The sequence below is a fragment of the Alysiella sp. genome (assembly GCF_030525755.1).
GTDB lineage: Bacteria > Pseudomonadota > Gammaproteobacteria > Burkholderiales > Neisseriaceae > Simonsiella.
On record NZ_JAUNEC010000033.1, the window covers coordinates 1 to 19,173 of the forward strand.

Genomic DNA, 19,173 nt, shown 5'->3' on the forward strand with positions numbered 1-19,173 from the left:
ACTGGACGAACCTGCGGCAATAATCGCTTCCAAACGCGCTTGTTCTTCTGCCAGCGCGTCAAAATCCGCGTCAGGCTCGGCATAGGCGGCATAGACTTCTTCCAAACGCTTTTGCGCGGCAACCACTTCGCCCAAACCGCTTTCCACTTCTTCGCGCACGGTTTTTTCGGGGTCAAGTTCTGGCTCTTGCGGCAAATAGCCGATTTTCAAACCGCTCATCGGCACGGCTTCGCCTTCAAATTCCTTGTCCACACCCGCCATGATGCGGAGTACGGTGGATTTGCCTGCGCCGTTCAAGCCCAGCAAGCCAATCTTCGCACCAGGGAAAAACGACAGGGAAATGTCTTTGATGATGGTTTTTTGCGGTGGCACAACTTTGCTCACGCGCAACATGGAATAAACGTATTGAGACATATTTCTCGCTCCAAAAATAAACAAAAAGAAAAAGTTGCTGTTTATGTTTCACATCATCGGCATTTTAACAAATTTTGACATAAAAAGCAGGTTAGGCTGCCTGAAAACTTGTAGGGTTGACACTGTCCACCAAAAAATATCAAGCAAATTAAATTATCATAGATTGATAAAATGGCGGATAGTGTCCACACTACAAAAAATGTTGTGTACTGCAAGACAGCCTGAAAATAAAAAACACATTTTATTCACATTGCGCCGATAAGCATTGTCATCAAATTACATTCCACAAAAATCACATGAAATTTAATTAAATATTTTTAAAATCAATCCATTGTTTATTTATTAATTTACATCAAAAAAACCTCATTTAAGCATTTTGTATCAATAAATGATATATGAACTCATCTAAACCGTTCTATTTGACAAATTTTCTTAAATATTAATATAAAATTTCAAAAAATAAATATTTTTCGCAATAAAAAATTTCATATTACCTTTTGCCAATATGAAATTAATGGGCGTAAAATGGCTAAACAGCAGCACAATTTATCAATTTAATGGAGTATCTAGCATGAAAACATTAAAAGTCGCAGCCAGTCCGTCTGTTCAAGCTGGTTTTATTTCCGAATATGAAATTGTGGATATTCGTCAAACCGATTTTACCAATATCGCGGCGGCGGTGGCTTCAGCAGACGATGTTTGCTATGCCATTGAAAAAATGGAAGAAACAGGTTTTGATGTGCCTGTGTTTATCGCTTTGCAACCAGAAGAAAGCATTCCCGATGGCATTTTGCCCAAACTCAAAGGCGTGATTCAATTGGGTTTTGGTAACCGCCATTATTATGGCAAACAAATTGATGCCGTAGCTGATGATTACACCGCCAAACTCGCGCCTCCATTTTTCAGCGTATTAAAAGAATACACCAAACGCGGTTATGCCGCTTTTGATTGCCCTGGACATCAGGGCGGACAATTTTTCGCCAAACACCCTGCAGGACGCGAATTTTTCCATTTTTTTGGCGAAAACCTGTTCCGTGCCGATTTGTGCAATGCCGATGTGAAATTGGGCGATTTATTAATTCATGAAGGGGCAGCCTGCGCCGCACAACAGCACGCTGCCAAAGTTTACAATGCCGATAAAACCTATTTTGTCTTAAATGGCACATCTTCTTCTAATAAAGTGGTAACCAGCGCATTGCTTGCCAAAGGCGATTTGGTTTTATTTGACCGTAATAATCATAAATCCATTCACATGGGCGCATTAATCATCAATGGCGCAACACCTGTTTATTTACAAACCGCGCGTAATCCTTATGGTTTTATTGGCGGAATTGACGCGGCGTGTTTTGATGAACCATACATTCGTGAAGAAATCCGCAAAGTCGCACCTGAACGTGCTGATTTGCCACGCCCATTCCGTTTGGCGGTCATTCAATTGGGAACGTATGACGGCACAATTTACAATGCCAGACAAGTGGTTGATAAAATTGGTCATTTATGTGATTACATTTTATTTGATTCCGCTTGGGTAGGATATGAACAATTTATTCCGATGATGCGTGATTGTTCGCCTTTATTATTGGAATTAAATGAAAACGACCCAGGTATTATCGTTACCCAATCCGTGCATAAACAACAAGCGGGTTTCTCACAAACTTCGCAAATTCACAAAAAAGACCGTCATATCAAAGGACAAAAACGTTATTGCAATCATAAACGTTTCAATAATGCCTTTATGTTACAAGCATCAACCAGCCCTTTCTACCCAATGTTTGCAGCTTTAGACGTGAATGCACGTATGCATGAGGGTGTAGCAGGACGCAAATTGTGGCGCGATTGTGTGCGCGTAGGCATTGAAGCACGCAAATTATTGTTGAAACATTGCACCATGATTAAGCCTTTTGTGCCAGACACGGTGGACGGCAAATTATGGCAAGACCACCCCACCGAAAACATGTTGGACGATTTGCGTTTCTTCCAGTTTAAACCCGATGCCAAATGGCATTCTTTCCCCAATTATGGCGAAAATCAATATTTTGTCGACCCATGCAAATTGTTATTGACCACATCTGGCATTGATGTGGAAACGGGGGAGTACCAAGATTTTGGTATTCCAGCGACCATTTTGGCGAATTTCTTGCGTGACAATGGCATTGTGCCTGAAAAATGCGATTTGAATTCCATTTTGTTCTTGCTGACACCAGCCGAAAGTCTGGCGAAAATGCAACATTTGGTGGCTTTGATTGCCCAATTTGAAAAACACATTGAAAACAATAGCCTGATGAAAGACGTTGTGCCAACTGTTTATGGCAAAAACGAAGATTATTATCGTGGTTACACCATTCGCCGTTTGTGCCAAGAAATGCACGATTTCTACAAACGCAATAATATGAAGCAATTGCAACGCGATATGTTCCGCCATGATGGTTGGGGCAAACAGGCGATGTCGGCTTATGACGCGCAACAATGTTTGATTCGCAATCAAGTGAAATTGGTGCGCTTGAGCGAAATTGAAGGGCAAATTGCGGCGGAAGGAGCATTACCGTATCCCCCAGGTGTGTTGTGTGTGGTTCCAGGGGAAATTTGGGGTGGCGCGGTGCAAAAATACTTCTTGGCTTTGGAAGAAGGCATCAATTGCTTACCAGGGTTTGAACCTGAAATTCAAGGCGTGTATTTGCAAAAGGTGGAAGATGGTTCACGCCGTGCATTTGGTTATGTGATTGATTTGGAAAATTAAAACAAGGGAAATAGTTTTCAGGCTGCCTGAAAAATAAAATATTGCCCACAATGGTTGAAATACTACCATCTGCTCCCACAGGAGAGGGAACAGGTGGGTAGTAGGCAAAAATTTGTAGGGTAGTAAAAGGTAGCCTGAAAATCCCTCAAAAAGGAAAAAATCATGGCAACAAATAAAAGCAAAATGAGTGTGGTGCAACTCACGATTTTAACAGTCGTAAACATGATGGGTTCGGGCATTATCATGTTGCTCGCAAAATTGGCGAAAGTCGGCACGATTTCCATTTTGTCGTGGTTGGTAACAGCAGTGGGGTCAATGTGTTTGGCGTATGCGTTTGCCAAATGCGGACGTTTTAGCACCAAATCAGGGGGCATGGGCGGTTATGCGGAATATTCGTTTGGCAAAGGCGGTAATTTTATGGCGAATTATACTTATGCCGTGTCTTTGTTGATTGCGAATGTGGCGATTGCGATTTCGGCTGTGGGGTATTTGGCGGCGTTTATGGGTTGGAATTTGTCGCCATTGGGCGTAGCATTGGGTACAATTGCCTTTGTTTGGCTGACGATGGTTGCCAATTTTGGTGGTGCCCGCATTACAGGGAAAATCAGTAGCGTAACGGTTTGGGGCGCGATTATTCCTGTGATTGGTGTGTCTTTGCTGGGTTGGTTTTGGTTTAGTCCGAGTATGTACGCAGAGGCATGGAATCCGCACAATATGGGTTTTTTTGAAGCCGTACCAGCGTCTATTGCGATTACTTTATGGGCATTTTTGGGTTTGGAATCGGCTTGTGCCAACTCAGAAGCGGTTGAAAATCCAGAAAAAAACGTACCCATTGCCGTATTATGGGGAACATTAATTACCGCAATTATTTATATTGTTTCTACTAATGTGGTAGCAGGGATTGTGCCAAACGCGGATTTGGCGGCAAGTGATGCACCGTTTGGTTTGGTATTTGCCAGTATGTTTAATCATACGGTGGGACAAATTGTGATGGCGTTGTTGATTTTGTCTTGCACAGGTTCATTATTGGGTTGGCAATTTACCATTGGACAAGTGTTTAAATCAGGCGCAGACGAGGGCTATTTTATTCCCCAATTTGGCAAAGTAACCGCCACCAACACCCCTGTTTTGGGCATGAGCATCATTGCGGCGGTACAAACGGCTTTGGCGTTTATGACCATGGACGAAGGTTTGAGCAAACAGTTTGATATTTTGGTGAATTTAGCGGTGGTAACCAATTTGATTCCGTATATTTTGTCTATGTCTGCAATTATTGTGTTGCAAAAAGCGGCAAATGTGCCACGCAAGGAAATGGTGTTTACCAGCGTCATTGCCTTCATTGGTAATTTGTACAGTTTTTACGCGCTGTACGGTTCGGGGCAAGAAGCGATGTTCTGGGGCGGTATGGCGGTGTTTGCAGGCTGGGTGCTGTACGGCAAAGTGGTTTCTACGAAATATGATTTGAAGCAACCGTTTTGATTAATGTGATTATGTTTAGGCTGCCTGAAAAGATTTTCAGGCAGCCTTCTTTTACCTAAATGAAAATTAATTTTAAGATAAACACTCAAATTTGACCATTCATTCTGCGTTCACGTTGTTTGCGCCATTTTAAGATATATAAAGCCACGATAGGTAAAGATGCGATGATGATTTTAAATGTAAGTGTTACATACCATGGAGTATGCAAAGTTGCCATGTCCACCTCATCTTGGGTGATAACAGACTGTGGTACAGCCAACCAATCCAACCAAGACCACCAGCACACCACCAACAAACCCATTAAAACAGGATAGAAATCCAACCAACGATTTCGTTGCCATACAAAAAAAGCCAACAAAGTCCACAATGCCGTTAGTCCCGTAATTAAAAACACATATTTCACACTACCTTGTACCGCATAAGCAGCAAGAAAATAAGTTAAAACCACCCAAAATACCCCTAAAATCGCCATAATCAATTCTTCGGGTCTTTTCCAAATAGACATAATTTGTCTCCTTCAATTCATCAAACAACAGATTGTATCAATCCACCTGAATATACCGTATTTCAGGCAGCCTGCACAATCATTTGCTTGATTTGGTAACTTAGTACCAAAACGCATATAATAACGCCTATTTTACGCATAAAGAAAGCCAAATCATGAATATTCACATTATCACCCACCCCCTTGTACGCCATAAATTGAGCCTGATGCGCGAAGCCGATTGCAGCACCAGCAAATTCCGCACTTTAACCAAAGAATTGTCGCGCTTAATGGCGTATGAAGCCACGCGCGATTTTGAAATTGAAGTCCACGAAATTGACGGCTGGGACGGCAGCAAAATTCAAGGTGAACGCATCAAAGGTAAAACCTTAACCGTTGTGCCAATTTTACGCGCAGGTTTGGGCATGTTGGACGGCGTGTTGGACTTAATCCCCACCGCCAAAATCAGCGTGGTCGGTTTGCAGCGCGACGAAGAGACTTTGCAGCCCGTGCCATATTTTGAAAAATTGGTGGACAAAATGGATTTGCGCCCTGCCCTGATTATTGACCCGATGTTGGCAACGGGCGGCTCTATGGTCGCCACGATTGACATGCTGAAACAAAAAGGTTGCCAAAACATCAAGGCTTTGGTGCTGGTTGCCGCGCCCGAAGGCGTGAAAGTCGTGAATGAAGCGCACCCCGATGTAACCATCTACACCGCCGCTTTGGACAGCCATTTGAATGAAAATGGCTACATCATTCCAGGGTTGGGCGATGCGGGCGACAAAATTTTTGGCACGAAACACGCATAACATTTTTCAGGCTGCCTGAAAACACATTCAGCGCAGCCAAAACAAAACACAAGGATAAAAAAATGAATTTTAAAGACTATTTGGCAACTTTCCCCAGCATTGAGCATTTAAGCGGCTTGGACGTTTGCGATGAAAATGGCAATGTGGTTCATCAAATCCCTGCCATTGAAGGCAAATTGGGCAGCCTGAAACTTTACAATGCTTTGGCGCAACAATTTGACGGCACTTTAAACGCAGCGGCTGCCGAGCAAGGCTTGACATGGTTTGCCGAACACACCGAAGACGCATTGCAAAATCCCAACAAACACCCCAATGTGGATTTGCTGTTGCGCGTGAAAAACGAGCATTTAACTTACACTTTAAAGCCCAATTTGGCATAAAATTTCAGGCAGCCTGAAACGCATTCAGGCTGCCTGAAAAATCATGAAAAAGGAATTTTGATGAAAATATTGTTCATTGCCGACCCACTGTACACATTCAAAACATACAAAGACACCACCTATGCCATGATGCGCGAGGCATCAGAACGTGGCATCATGCTTTATCACACATTAAGCAGCCAATTGTTTGTGCATAATAATGTGGTTTCTGCACGCGTTTCCCCATTCAAATTCATCGGCACCAAAAACGATGACGACAAACATTGGTTTCACGCAGGACAAGCCGTACCAGCCGCGCTCAACCGTTTTGATGCGGTGATTATGCGCACCGACCCACCTTTTGATATGCAATATTTGTACGCCACACATTTGCTCACACTGGCGCAAAATCAAGGTGCAAAGGTATTCAATAGCGGTCAGTCGATGCGCGATTTCAACGAAAAGTTGGCAATTTTGCAATTTTCCGAATGGACTGCCCCCACTTTGGTCAGCACACGCGCTGCCGACATCAAAGATTTTTTGGGCAAGCACCAAGACATCATCATCAAACCTTTGGACGGCATGGGCGGCATGGGCATTTTCAGGCTGCGCGAAAAAGACCCCAATATCAACAGCATATTGGAAACCCTGATGCAACGCAACACGCGCACCATTATGGCGCAACGTTACCTGCCTGAAATTGTGTTGGGCGACAAACGCATTTTGGTCATCAATGGCGAAGTCGTGCCATATGCTTTAGCACGCATTCCGCAAGAAGGCGAAACACGCGGCAATTTGGCGGCTGGCGGACAAGGTGAGGTACAAGAATTGAGCGGACGCGACCGCCAAATTGCCGAAAGCCTTGCCCCCAAACTGAAAGAACGCGGTATTTTATTGGCAGGCTTGGACGTGATTGGCGATTATTTGACCGAAGTGAACGTAACCAGCCCAACGGGTTTCCAAGAAATCATGAAACAGAAATTTTATGATGTTGCCGCCATGTTTATGGATGCAGTAGAACACGAGGCTACCTGAAACAAAGTTCTGTGAAGCTAAAACCCATTTTAAACCCAGTTTCCCCCAATAAACCCATGACACCACACCCAGCAGCCCAAGCCACTTACCGATTACTGTGTCAAACTGTCCCCGAATGGGCTGATACATTGCAACCCTTTGTGGAACGCCTATTTCAAGCCTATGATGATGGGCACAGTTTCATTTGGCTTAATCAAAGCGAAGCCGAAAACTTGGCACAGGCACACACCGTTGTGGGTATAAATGGCAGCACCCCTCTAACTTTATTGGGCAGACAACTGTTTTTCAGTCGTTTCTGTGTTTTAGAACAAGAATTAGCAGCACACATTCGCCGTTTATCTAATTCAATTTGTACCGAACCCAGAACGCAAACAACAGCTAAATTGCGTGAATGGTTTGCCGATTCAGGCAGCTACGACCAACAAAACGCCGCCGCTTTGGCTTTGATTCAACCCTTTGTCTTAATCAGCGGTGGACCTGGTACAGGCAAAACCACTACTGTTGCCAAATTACTGGCATTATTGTGTTTAAACAACGATAGGCTGCCTGAAATCCTGTTGGCAGCTCCCACAGGCAAAGCCGCAGCACGCATGAGTGAAGCCCTACATGCTGCCACCCAAAAAATTCAAGGGCTGCCTGAAAACGTGCATCATCATTTATTGGGCTTAACAGGACAAACCGTCCATCGTCTGCTCAATCTGCGTCCGCCACAAATGCAAGCACAATTTGATGAACACCACCCCTTAACCGCCGATGTTTTACTGCTAGATGAAGCCTCCATGTTGGACACTTATCTGCTCAAACAGCTACTGGCAGCTTTACCCAATGGTTGTCGCGTGGTTTTATTGGGCGATGCGGAACAACTGCCATCGGTTGGTGCGGGTGCAATTTTAGACGCACTCACACAAACCCCTGTTTTATCGCCCGATAAACAGGCACTCATTCATGCCATGCTGCCTGAAAAATCGCTGCACAATCTGTTTGAGAACCATGCAAAATTAACCATCAGCCATCGTTTTCACAGTCAAAGTGGCATCGGTAATTTGGCGCGTGCCATACAAGCAGGTGATGCCCAAAGTGCATGGGAAACCTTCGCGCAATATCCACAAGCATTAAGCCAATACAACAAGCAGCACAGCCAACTTGTATCACAATTGTATCAAACCCAAAGCACGTATTGGCAAGCCATAGACCAACAGGACATTCAGGCAGCATTTGAACACATGAGCGACATGATTGTGCTGACCGCTGTGCGTGCCGATGCTGAAAACCTCAATCAACAATATTGTCGTCTTCTACAACAACATGGACGCATTGCACCACATCAAAAATTATTTCCAGGACAAGTCATCATGATTACCCGCAACGACCACGCACAACGGCGTTATAACGGCGACATGGGCATTATCATGGCACAACCCGATGGGCGTTTTGTGGCACATTTTGCCGATGGTCAAATCTTGCCTGCTTCCAAGCTACCTGAACACGAAACCGCCTTTGCCATAACCGTACACAAAAGTCAGGGCTCGGAATACCGCGAAGTGTGGTTTGTTGCTCCCGAACGCACAAACCAAGACGCAACATTGGCATTCAGTCGCACACTGTTGTACACTGCCGTTACGCGAGCCAAACAACGTTTTGTCTATTGGGGCAAAGCAGAAGATTTTCAGGCAGCTTGTACACATATCGAAACACGTCGCAGCGCATTGGCACAATTTTTGGCTACTTCAAACCCTTTTTAAATACCACACACCATGTTCACCTTAATCTTGCCGCATTTTTTGCGTGATGCCGATGAAACTTTGCCTGCATTACACACACCTGCTTTCAACCAGCTGCTGCGTTTTGGGCATGTACACACCAACCCTCATCACAAGGTTTCCCAACTGTATCAACAATACCTCAATATTCCAATATTGCCTGAAAATCAGGCTTTTGCCATTCCCATTTGGCAGCAAATGGGAATGAACAACACGCAAATGTTGGACAGTCGCAGTTTTACCTTACCTGCCGAAGAAGCTGAAATCCTATGCCAAGATTTAAACGACTTTTATGGTACGGACGCCCAATTCCATTTACACACCCCCGAAATCTGGCAAATCACGCTGCCTGAAATGGACACTTGGCACATTGACCCCGTATTTGATGTGTGCGGTCAAACCGATGGCCTGCTGCGCAGCGAACAATACAGCACAAAACAATGGTTAAAACTGAACACAGAAATCCAAATGTTTTTACACCAACACCCTATTAATCAATCACGTAGCACACGCGGCGAAGTGCCTGTGAATGGTTTATGGTTATGGCAGCACACATTATCCCGTACCCAAGCGTTTCAGACAGCCTTAATTGGTAGCAACAGCGCGTGGGCGCAGATTGGTCGCCTGAAACACAGCGATGTCCCCTATGATTTTGTCGCTTGGCAAAGCCTGTGCAAAGAAGAACAAGTGGACATCAATCAAACCACCCTATTGAGCGAAGATTTTGTTGCCAGCGCACACACTGGCGATGTCTGGTCATATGCACAACAATTACACAATTGGGAAAACCATTTTTTCGCCCCTATCGCCGATGCCCTGTTTTCAGGCAGCCTGAAAGGTTTGAATGTGATTTGTGAACATGGAAAATTGACCATTCCACCCAAAGCCCAACGCGCCTTTTGGAAACGAAAAAAAACCTTTAATGGTAAATCACTTAATTGAAAATCAAATTGATGAAACGTTACGCCCTTTTTCTATCTTATGATGGCAGTCGCTTTTTCGGCTGGCAAAAACAAGCCGATGGCATCGCCACCATTCAGGCAGCTTTGGAACACGCATTAAGTACCATTGCGGGCGAAACCATTGCCACAACCGCAGCAGGACGCACCGATACAGGCGTACACGCTACCAGCCAAGTGGTGCATTTTGACACCCGCGCACAACGCCCTTTAAGCGCGTGGATACGCGGTGTCAATGTCCATTTACCCGCTGGCATTGCCGTATGGCATGCACAAGAAGTGGGCGACACATTTCATGCACGTTTTGATGCTTGCGCTCGGCGTTATCGTTATCTGTTACATACTTCACCTGTGCGTCAGCCTTTATTGGACAAACGTGTAGGCTGGACACATTACACTTTAGATTTATCTGCCATGCAAGCCGCAGCAGCTTTATTGGTGGGCGAACACGATTTTTCCAGTTTTCGTGCGGCAGAATGCCAAGCAAAATCGCCGATTAAAACGCTGTATAGTGTGAATTTATTTAAAGAAAATGGTTTGATTAAATTGGATTTACACGGCAATGCCTTTTTGCATCACATGGTACGCAACATCATGGGGGCTTTAGTTTATGTGGGAAGCGGACGATTGGGTGTGGCAGATTTTGCCGACTTATTGGCAGCCCAAAGCCGTTTGCTTGCACCGCCCACTTTTATGCCCGATGGTTTGTATTTAACTGGCGTGGATTATCCCGAAAAATGGAGCATTGCACCCAATACAACTCCTTTATGGTTGTAAAACCACCCGTTTTCAGGTAACCTTTACTTCACAATATTCAGACTGCCTGAAAACCAATCTTTCACTCAAACACAGGATAACATCATGAGAAAAAACCTTTTGATACTGAGCATTGCAAGCATTTTGTTCCACAACAATGTATTGGCTCACAATGCAACCACGCCCGCCAAAACTACTGCGCAGGCCTCTATACCCAAAGCAAAAGGCTTATGGATTGATGTGCGTTCGCCCGAAGAATTTGCACAAGGACATTTAACCAACGCCATCAATGTACCACTTGACCAAATCACACAACGCATTAGCCAAATCAGCCCCAATAAACACGCACCGATTAACTTATATTGCCGCAGTGGTCGCCGTGCCGAAGTGGCTTTGCAAGAGCTAAAAAAACTGGGTTATCAGAACGTTACCAATCACGGTGGCTATGATGATTTATTGAAAAAAGGTTTTAAATAATGCAAACTTGGGATAAAGAATAATTTAACCATGTATTTATAATAAATATTTTTCGTATAGTAGGCACTTACACCCACTGTTTAACTGGCAATCTAATTTTTAGCTTGCTTCAAAATGATGAAGGTAAGCACCTACTCTATATCGAATCATTTATTTTCATGGCATGTTCAATATTCTTATCTCAACTTCTCGTTAAAATAAAGCCATATATGGGCTGCCTGAAAGTGTCTTGAACTTTCAGGCAGCCTGATTATTGGAAAATGTTTGACCATTTCTTGCTGCAATCACAAATCCCAAACCCTTTGCGTTTCATCTCGTCCTGCCCAATCACAAGCAAATTGATAAGCAGAGCGACCCGAACGGTTGCCACGCATTTGCGCCCAATTTAAAGCGGCATGGCGTGCGGTTTCATCATAAGCTACGCCAAAATCCGCCAGCCAATTTTGTACCGCTGCCAAATATTCTTCTTGGTCAAAAGGATAAAAACTCAACCACAAACCAAAACGGTCAGACAAAGAAACCTTTTCTTCAATCGCTTCTTTTTGGTGAATTTCACCACGTTCGCCCGTATAACCTGTATTTTCATTCATGTATTCGGGCATCAAATGACGGCGATTAGAAGTGGCGTAAACCAATACATTGTCTGCACGGCGTGCCAAGCTACCGTCCAATGCGGTCTTTAAGGCTTTGTAACCGTCTTCACCATGTTCAAATGACAAATCATCACAAAAAACAATGAATTTTTCGGGACGATTACCCAAAATATCCAATAAAGCGGGCAAGGTTTGTAAATCGTGTTTGTCCACTTCAATCAAACGCAAACCTTGTGTTGCATATTCATGCAACAAGGCTTTGATTAAAGAAGATTTTCCTGTTCCTCGCGCACCCGACAACAAAACATTATTGGCAGGGCGATGATTAAGAAATTGTTCGGTGTTGCGAACCAATTTGGTCATTTGCGTGTTCACCGCAGCCAAACGGCTCAAAGGGAAGGTATGTGGCGTAGACAGGGCTTTCAATACGCCACTTTGCCCCGTTTTTGTCCAACGAAACGCAATGGCTTGCCAATCGGGGTCATTTTGTTCGGGTGGCAACCATGCGTCCAAACGCTTTAAAACCGAAAGGGCTTGGCGACAGAATGTTTTGATGATTTTGTGGCTCATATTCGTGTTACTTTCATGATGATACACATTGTTCAGGCAGCCTTAATCACAAGATAGGCTACCTGAACAATATTTGTTTTAAATTTCAGAATCTGTCTTTACAGGATTTTGTAATAAAAATCCATCTATCAAGATTGTGAATACCGATTTTCAATATAAACTGTGAATTTCCCGCCAACCTGCATTGGTTTGCACCAAAGTGATGTTACGGGTTTCTGCTTGTGTTAAACCTTGATAATATGGACTGTTTGCCAATAATTTACGCGCCCAACGCTCAGGCTGAATGGTCGCTTCATAAGAAACCATGCTCATGGTTACACCATTTGAAGGCGTAGGTTGCGTGTAATAATGAATTTTCTCTACTTCCAACCTACCAATACACAAGCTCAAACCATGTGAACGGTGTTGAAATACGCTGCGTCCCTTATCTGTTAAACGGTAAACCAAATGACGTACGGGTGAATTGGCATCATCTGATTTTTGTACGCCTACTTCTTCATAAATACCTGCTTGAACCAAAATGTCCATTTGCTCAATGGCACGCTGATTGGCGCGTTTGCCATTTTCCAAACGTTTCAGTACACGGATTTCAGGTTGCCCCAATGTGCTGATTTCATCGCCTTGGCGGTCTGCAATTTCCAGAGCAACAGGCACACATACTTTACCGTGTGGCGAATGGTCTAATGCTTTTTGTAAATCGGATTTACTGATGTCGTTGCTGTTGCCACAAGCTGCCAATAACACAAGCGAACTCAATACCAGCCATTTTCTCATTTTTCTGTCCTTCATCATCTCATGCTGCCTGAAAATCATTTAAAACCGCAAGCATAGTCCCAAACTGCATATCCGACAAGACAAAAATGACAGCTTTTCGTACAATACGCCCTGTTTTTAAACCATCAGGACAACATCATGACCGAACTATATGGCATTCCCAACTGTGCCACCGTGAAAAAAGCACGTGCTTGGTTAGAAGAACAGGGCATTGCCTACACCTTTCACGATTTTAAAAAAACACCACCAAGCGAAACATGGCTTTTAGACTGCCTGAAAACGGTGTCGCAGGAAACTTTATTAAACAAACGTGGTACAACTTGGCGCAAACTCACGCCTGAACAACAAGCTCAAGCAGAAACACAAATAGGCGCAATCGCTTTAATGCAAACCAACCCCAGCGTGATTAAACGCCCTGTTTTGCAAGTAAACGGGCAAACGGTTGTCGGTTTTAACCTCGAACAATACGCCGAGATTTTTCAGGCAGCCTAAAAATGCACCCCACTCTATTCATCGCCGACCTGCATCTTTCAGACGACACACCTGAACTCAATCTCCTGTTTGCCAATTTTTTACATAAGCATCAGGACAAAGCTGCTGCGCTCTATATTTTGGGCGACTTATTTGAAGCATGGACAGGCGATGACGACCCCAGCCAAACCGCCGCACAAGTTGCCACACAAATCCGTGTATTCAGTCAAAGTGCGCCAGTGTATTTCATTGCAGGCAACCGCGATTTCATGTTAGGCAACGATTACGCTCAAAAAGCCAATATGATTTTGCTGCCTGAAAACCACCTGATTGACATTGCAGGCAAAACCATTTTACTGACACACGGCGATGAAATGTGTACCGATGATGTGGCGTATTTGCGTTACCGCCACATCATACGCCAAGTTTGGGTCAAAAAACTGTTACGCACTCTGCCCTTTTGCCAACGCCAACGCATTGCCGCCAAAATTCGTGCTCAAAGCCGTATACGCAAACAAAGTGGCACAGATTACACCCTAACAGACGTAACCGAACAAGGCGTTCAGGCAGCCTTAACACATTTTCCGCATGTCCAAATCATTGTGCATGGTCATACCCATAGACCCAATACCCACACACATTGTTTCAGGCAGCATTGCATTACGCGTTATGTGCTGCCCGATTGGCATGATAATCAAGGCGGTTATTTGGCAATAGACGACAATGGCGCACATTTTTTTAGGCTGCCTGAAAACACAGAAAGTTCAATATGACCCACCCCTACCAACGTTCTCGATTTTTCCGCGATACTTTGCCCGATGCCCATGTTTCAGAACACGGTAACATCCGCTCCTTGCATTTAGGCACGCCCACCATTCAAAGTTCCATGAACATAGACAATCCAGCAGAACTGGTTTTGTCATACAGTCGTGCCATGATGGGCTGGCTGCTGTTTGCCAATGAAATGCCCCAACACGCGCTGCACATTGGTTTGGGAGGTGGTTCATTTGTGCGTTGGTTGCATAACAAACTGCCCAAAATGCGGCAAACGGCAATAGAAATCAATCCACAAGTCATTCACATCGCCCGTACTTCATTCATGTTGCCACCTGAAAATGGACAATTTGAAATCATTCAAGCCGATGGAGCAGAATATGTGAAAATCTTGCGCAGTAGCACCGATTTAATTTTGGCAGATGGTTTTGACGGAGTACAAATCATTGAGGCACTGACCACATCAGCATTTTTTGCCGACTGTCGTACCGCCCTATCGCCAAACGGCATTTTTGCAACAAACTGGTGGCGTGGCGACAAACGTTATCCACAATTTGTGCAAAAACTGAAACAGGAATTTGCAGGACGCGTATTGGAAATCCCAGCCGAAAGTCATGGCAATATGGCGGTTTTGGCGTTTCAGGCAGCCCCCAAAACCTTGCAATTGGACAAATTAAAAAAACACGCCGAACAACTTTCAGCGCAATACCATTTGGATTTTCGCCGCCTGTTTGCCGATGCCAAAGCCAATAACCCACACAATGGCAAAACATTTTATTTTCAGGCAGCCACATTATGATAGATTTACATTGTCATTCCACCGTATCCGATGGCGCATTAGCACCCCGTGAAGTCGTCGCACTTGCGGCACAAAATGGTTGTAAACTCTTGGCTTTAACCGACCATGACCACACAGGCGGTTTAAACGAAGCACGTCAAACGGCAACACAATACGGTATCCATTTCGTGAATGGCGTAGAAATTTCAGTAACATGGCGTTCACGCACCATACACATTGTGGCTTTGGATTTTGATGAACACCATCTTGAATTGCAAAATTTGCTCGCTCGCGTGCGACAAGGACGCATTGAACGCATACACCAAATGGCAGAAAAATTGGCACACAAACACGGCATAACAGACGCATTTGAAGGCGCAATGGCGCGTGCCACCAACCCTGAAATGGTCTCGCGCACCCATTTAGCTGAATTTTTATTGGCAAACGGTTACGTTCGCAACAAACAACAGGCATTCACGCATTATCTTGGCGAAGGCAAAAGTGCCTTTGTCAAACATCAATGGGCAAACCTGCCTGAAACCCTTGCCGCCATTCAAGCAGCAGGCGGGATTGCCGTGATTGCCCACCCAATGCGTTACGATTTATCCGCCACCGCACGGCGCAATTTATTTACCGAATTTGCCCAATTGGGCGGACAAGCTACCGAAGTACACAGCGGTAACTGTACGTTAAACGACCGTTTAAACTACACCCTATTGGCAAATCAATACGGACTACTCGCCAGTACAGGCAGCGATTTTCACAAACCGCATGATTACAGCGGCAGTACATTGGGACAATCCCCCCAATTGCCACCCACAAGTCGCCCTGTTTGGCAACATTTCAAACAGCCTTTTGATGCTGCCTGAAAAACAAATTGAAACATGTGAAAAAATTGAAAAAGCCAACATCATGAGTCAGACACACTGTTATCGCCCCGATTATTGATGGCTTACGCGCCTTTGCTGTTTTCGCTGTAATTATTTTCCACGCCAATGCCACTTGGTTGCCAAGCGGCTTTCTAGGTGTAGACATTTTCTTTGTGATTTCAGGTTTTCTGATTACAGGGATTATCCAGCGTGAATTACAAAACGGCACATTTTCCTTGCTGAATTTCTACCAACGCCGCGCCAAACGCATTTTACCTGCGTTTTTAACTGTTTTAAGTGTAGCAACCGCAGCTTCTGCCTACATCATGTTACCAACTGATTTTATGGACATGCTCAAATCGGCACGTTATTCATTGATGTTTGCCGCCAACATTTATTTTGGGCGACAAGGTGGCTATTTTGATACTTCATCTATGGAAAAACCTTTACAGCATATTTGGTCTTTATCTGTGGAAGAACAATTTTATTTTGTTTTTCCTTTATTATTGATGTGGTTGTATCAAAAATGGCAAGGTTTACCGCAGAGGAAAATTCGTGTTTTGTTTGCAATTTTCATGTGCATCAGCATGGCTTCGTTTTATTATGAATATAATAAATACGATGCCTATTTTCTAACATGGACAAGGGTTTATGAATTGTTAATCGGTGCATGGTTTGCACTCGCAATGCGCCCAGCCAGCCAATTATGACCAAAATTTTGCCAATACACTCCAATGGCTAACACAACAAGGTAAACAAATCTATGTCATTAAAGACAACCCAATTGTCGCCTATGATTTGCAACGTTTGGCATATTTAAAACGCAAAAACATTGGCATAGGTAATTCATTTGACTCAAAATTATTAAAAAATGCGGAAATTATGGAACACACCAATCAAAAAATCAAAAACATTGTCGCCCAATATCCACAAGCCCATTGGGTAGAAATTGATTTTAACCGCTATTTACCGCACGATTTCCAAAGCAACGGTCTCCCCGTCTATTACGATGACGACCACTTCAATCCCTACGGCGCAGACTACCTTGCTCAACAATTTATTCGAGACGGAAAAACCTTGATTAAACCCGAGCATTTACCTCAATAATCTTGCCAATTTTTGCATACTTTTCCATAAACAAACCCAGTTTTGAACAAAAAATTGTGATAATTCATACCGTTTTGATAATCCAATAAAACCACAAGGAACACACATGAAACGCATAGCCTTATTTCTGGCAACCAATATTGCCGTTTTGCTGGTTATCAGCATTATTTTGAATGTACTGGGATTAAATCGCAGCGGAGGCGGATTAGGTGCGATGCTGGCATCTGCGGCCGTTATTGGTTTCACGGGTTCAATCATTTCATTATTGATGTCCAAAACCATTGCCAAACACTCGGTTAATGCCCAAGTGATTACGCAACCACAACATGAGTTGGAAGCATGGCTATTGCAAACTGTGGAAAATCAAGCACGTCAATGGAATTTAAAAACCCCAGAAGTGGCAATTTATGACTCTCCCGAACCCAATGCATTCGCAACAGGTGCCAGTAAAAACAATTCCCTGGTTGCGGTGAGTACAGGTTTATTGCAACATATGACACGTGATGAAGTGGAAGCCGTTTTGGCGCATGAAATGGCACACATTGGCAATGGCGATATGGTAACGCTGACCTTGATTCAAGGTGTCGTGAATACTTTTGTGGTATTTTTCGCCCGCATTGTTGCAGGTATCGTGGCACAAAACCGCGATGGCGAAGAAAGCGGTCAAAACAGCGGTATGTATTTTTTGGTCTATATGGTCATGCAAATCTTGTTTGGCTTTTTAGCAAGCATGATTGTCATGTGGTTCAGCCGTCAGCGTGAATACCGTGCTGATGCAGGTGCTGCCAAATTGGTAGGGGCAAACAAAATGATTGCAGCATTGCAACGCTTAAAAGGTAACACCAGCGCATTACCCAAAGAAATGAGTGCCATGGGCATTGCCAGCGAAACCAAAGACTCCCTGTTTGCCACCCACCCCAGCTTGGATAATCGCATTGCACGTTTAAAAGACATTTGATTTTTCATTCATACAATACAAACAAGCTGCCTGAAACTTTCAGGCAGCTTGTTTGTTTAAGGTTTATCAAATCAATATAGATAGTCGTGGTTAAAATTATTGGTTTTACAACGCTTTCAGGCTACCTGAAACATTTTGTGTAGGATGCATGACCCACCACAAAAAATAATTGAAATTGCTTTAAATTTGGTGCAAAGTGGACACTCTGTAATCAAAATTATCGTGATTTCACGAAAACCCTCATTACGCACCATAAGCGGAGGATTGGGTGTGTTCCTGTTTCAAATATTTCCGAATAATCAGTATATTAATGAAATAGTAAGCGTTTAATAAAATTGCGCCAAACAACCAAAAAATCAATGTTGTCACAACAGGTAAACGCCAATTGTGTTCACCAAACGGCAACAGCGCAAACAAAATCACATTAATCACCAGCACCGCCAGCAACAAAATCCCATTGGCAATGCGTATGCTGTTTTTCCAATTTTGCCAGCGTTCTGCCCAAGTTAAGTGGGTTGGGGTATTATTTAAATTATTGTTTTCAAATGATAAAAAATAAATCACCATCAAAATCAAAAATAGGTCGCCCCGTGATTTGTCCACCAGCAAATAATAAAAAAACATGATGATGATAAACAATTTTAATGCCACCGCTTGCTTTGCCAATTTTTCGTTTAATTTGTGGCGTTCGGCTTCGTTGCGTGTGTGGCGTACGCCCGAAAATTGTTCGTAGAGTTTATCCAAATATTTGTTCATGTTGTTTTTCTCCACTGCGGTTGTGTTTCAGGCAGCCTTACAGTACACGACATTTTTTGATATTGCCACAAGCCTGCCCCCCTCCCCCTATGTAAGGGGGAGGGCTGGGGTGGGGGTTAGAAACGCAAAGAGCCACCCCCACCCTAACCCTCCCCCGCCAGCAGGGGAGGGGACAGGTTGCAGACAGCCTGAAAGATTTTGTCGTGTACTGAAAGGCAGCCTGAAAAGCGAAATTGCCACTTTTCAGGCTG

At 43.9% G+C, this 19,173-nt stretch carries 21 protein-coding genes; 16 read left to right on the forward strand and 5 right to left on the reverse strand.

Annotated elements, in window-relative coordinates; all coding sequences use genetic code 11:
* A partial coding sequence (locus Q4B82_RS06690) for an ATP-binding cassette domain-containing protein (protein ID WP_303065664.1) occupies window positions 1-414 on the reverse strand: 414 nt, incomplete at its 3' end.
* Between the two features lie 571 nt (window positions 415-985).
* On the opposite strand from Q4B82_RS06690, the gene Q4B82_RS06695 reads away from it, so the two are divergent.
* Both Q4B82_RS06695 and potE read left to right on the forward strand, forming a co-directional pair.
* A complete protein-coding gene (locus Q4B82_RS06695) occupies window positions 986-3,151 on the forward strand; it encodes an ornithine decarboxylase (RefSeq protein WP_303065665.1) in 2,166 nt (721 codons plus the stop codon).
* Between the two features lie 162 nt (window positions 3,152-3,313).
* A complete protein-coding gene (gene potE / locus Q4B82_RS06700) occupies window positions 3,314-4,630 on the forward strand; it encodes a putrescine-ornithine antiporter (RefSeq protein ID WP_303065666.1) in 1,317 nt (438 codons plus the stop codon).
* An 85-nt stretch (window positions 4,631-4,715) separates the two neighbouring features.
* On the opposite strand, the gene Q4B82_RS06705 is transcribed toward potE, so the two are convergent.
* Window positions 4,716-5,135, reverse strand: coding sequence for a hypothetical protein (locus Q4B82_RS06705; RefSeq protein ID WP_303065667.1), 420 nt, complete (start codon window positions 5,133-5,135; stop codon window positions 4,716-4,718).
* A gap of 155 nt (window positions 5,136-5,290) precedes the next feature.
* Between Q4B82_RS06705 and upp the strand changes: the two genes are divergently transcribed.
* From upp to Q4B82_RS06740, 7 genes are all read left to right on the forward strand, one after another.
* Complete coding sequence (gene upp, locus Q4B82_RS06710; protein WP_303065668.1) at window positions 5,291-5,926, forward strand: uracil phosphoribosyltransferase; 636 nt, start codon at window positions 5,291-5,293, stop codon at window positions 5,924-5,926.
* A 62-nt stretch (window positions 5,927-5,988) separates the two neighbouring features.
* Window positions 5,989-6,306, forward strand: a complete 318-nt coding sequence (locus Q4B82_RS06715) for a DUF2322 family protein (RefSeq protein WP_303065669.1) — start codon at window positions 5,989-5,991, stop codon at window positions 6,304-6,306.
* A gap of 60 nt (window positions 6,307-6,366) precedes the next feature.
* Window positions 6,367-7,320, forward strand: coding sequence for a glutathione synthase (gshB, locus tag Q4B82_RS06720; RefSeq protein ID WP_303065670.1), 954 nt, complete (start codon window positions 6,367-6,369; stop codon window positions 7,318-7,320).
* 56 nt (window positions 7,321-7,376) lie between these two features.
* Window positions 7,377-9,062 (forward strand): exodeoxyribonuclease V subunit alpha, encoded by a 1,686-nt coding sequence (gene recD / locus Q4B82_RS06725; RefSeq protein WP_303065671.1) that lies wholly within the window; start codon window positions 7,377-7,379, stop codon window positions 9,060-9,062.
* A gap of 12 nt (window positions 9,063-9,074) precedes the next feature.
* Complete coding sequence (locus Q4B82_RS06730; protein ID WP_303065672.1) at window positions 9,075-10,022, forward strand: hypothetical protein; 948 nt, start codon at window positions 9,075-9,077, stop codon at window positions 10,020-10,022.
* A gap of 11 nt (window positions 10,023-10,033) precedes the next feature.
* Window positions 10,034-10,816: a tRNA pseudouridine(38-40) synthase TruA gene (gene truA, locus Q4B82_RS06735; protein WP_303065673.1), complete on the forward strand. Its 783-nt coding sequence runs from the start codon at window positions 10,034-10,036 to the stop codon at window positions 10,814-10,816.
* 84 nt (window positions 10,817-10,900) lie between these two features.
* A complete protein-coding gene (locus Q4B82_RS06740; protein ID WP_303065674.1) occupies window positions 10,901-11,272 on the forward strand; it encodes a rhodanese-like domain-containing protein in 372 nt (123 codons plus the stop codon).
* A 284-nt stretch (window positions 11,273-11,556) separates the two neighbouring features.
* On the opposite strand, the gene Q4B82_RS06745 is transcribed toward Q4B82_RS06740, so the two are convergent.
* Together Q4B82_RS06745 and Q4B82_RS06750 are read right to left on the reverse strand one after the other, a co-directional pair.
* Window positions 11,557-12,435, reverse strand: a complete 879-nt coding sequence (locus Q4B82_RS06745) for an ATP-binding protein (protein ID WP_303065675.1) — start codon at window positions 12,433-12,435, stop codon at window positions 11,557-11,559.
* Window positions 12,436-12,585: 150 nt separating this feature from the next.
* Window positions 12,586-13,209, reverse strand: a complete 624-nt coding sequence (locus Q4B82_RS06750; protein ID WP_303065676.1) for a hypothetical protein — start codon at window positions 13,207-13,209, stop codon at window positions 12,586-12,588.
* Between the two features lie 138 nt (window positions 13,210-13,347).
* On the opposite strand from Q4B82_RS06750, the gene Q4B82_RS06755 reads away from it, so the two are divergent.
* The 7 genes from Q4B82_RS06755 to htpX all read left to right on the forward strand — a co-directional run bounded on the left by Q4B82_RS06755 (window position 13,348) and on the right by htpX (window position 18,166).
* Window positions 13,348-13,701, forward strand: a complete 354-nt coding sequence (locus Q4B82_RS06755; RefSeq protein WP_303065677.1) for an arsenate reductase — start codon at window positions 13,348-13,350, stop codon at window positions 13,699-13,701.
* Between the two features lie 2 nt (window positions 13,702-13,703).
* Window positions 13,704-14,453, forward strand: a complete 750-nt coding sequence (locus Q4B82_RS06760; RefSeq protein ID WP_303065678.1) for a UDP-2,3-diacylglucosamine diphosphatase — start codon at window positions 13,704-13,706, stop codon at window positions 14,451-14,453.
* Window positions 14,450-15,253, forward strand: a complete 804-nt coding sequence (locus Q4B82_RS06765) for a polyamine aminopropyltransferase (RefSeq protein WP_303065679.1) — start codon at window positions 14,450-14,452, stop codon at window positions 15,251-15,253. The genes Q4B82_RS06760 and Q4B82_RS06765 overlap by 4 nt, the downstream gene beginning before the upstream one ends.
* A complete protein-coding gene (locus Q4B82_RS06770; RefSeq protein WP_303065680.1) occupies window positions 15,250-16,101 on the forward strand; it encodes a PHP domain-containing protein in 852 nt (283 codons plus the stop codon). Before Q4B82_RS06765 ends, Q4B82_RS06770 begins: the two co-directional genes overlap by 4 nt.
* Before the next feature lie 74 nt (window positions 16,102-16,175).
* Entirely contained in the window at window positions 16,176-16,811 is a 636-nt protein-coding gene (locus Q4B82_RS06775) for an acyltransferase (RefSeq protein WP_303065684.1), read from the forward strand.
* On the forward strand, window positions 16,777-17,208 hold the full coding sequence (locus tag Q4B82_RS06780) for an SGNH hydrolase domain-containing protein (protein WP_303065681.1): 432 nt from the start codon (window positions 16,777-16,779) through the stop codon (window positions 17,206-17,208). Before Q4B82_RS06775 ends, Q4B82_RS06780 begins: the two co-directional genes overlap by 35 nt.
* 106 nt (window positions 17,209-17,314) lie before the next feature.
* Entirely contained in the window at window positions 17,315-18,166 is an 852-nt protein-coding gene (gene htpX, locus Q4B82_RS06785; protein WP_303065682.1) for a protease HtpX, read from the forward strand.
* A gap of 243 nt (window positions 18,167-18,409) precedes the next feature.
* On the opposite strand, the gene Q4B82_RS06790 is transcribed toward htpX, so the two are convergent.
* On the reverse strand, window positions 18,410-18,922 hold the full coding sequence (locus Q4B82_RS06790) for a hypothetical protein (protein ID WP_303065683.1): 513 nt from the start codon (window positions 18,920-18,922) through the stop codon (window positions 18,410-18,412).
* Between the last annotated feature and the right edge of the window lie 251 nt (window positions 18,923-19,173).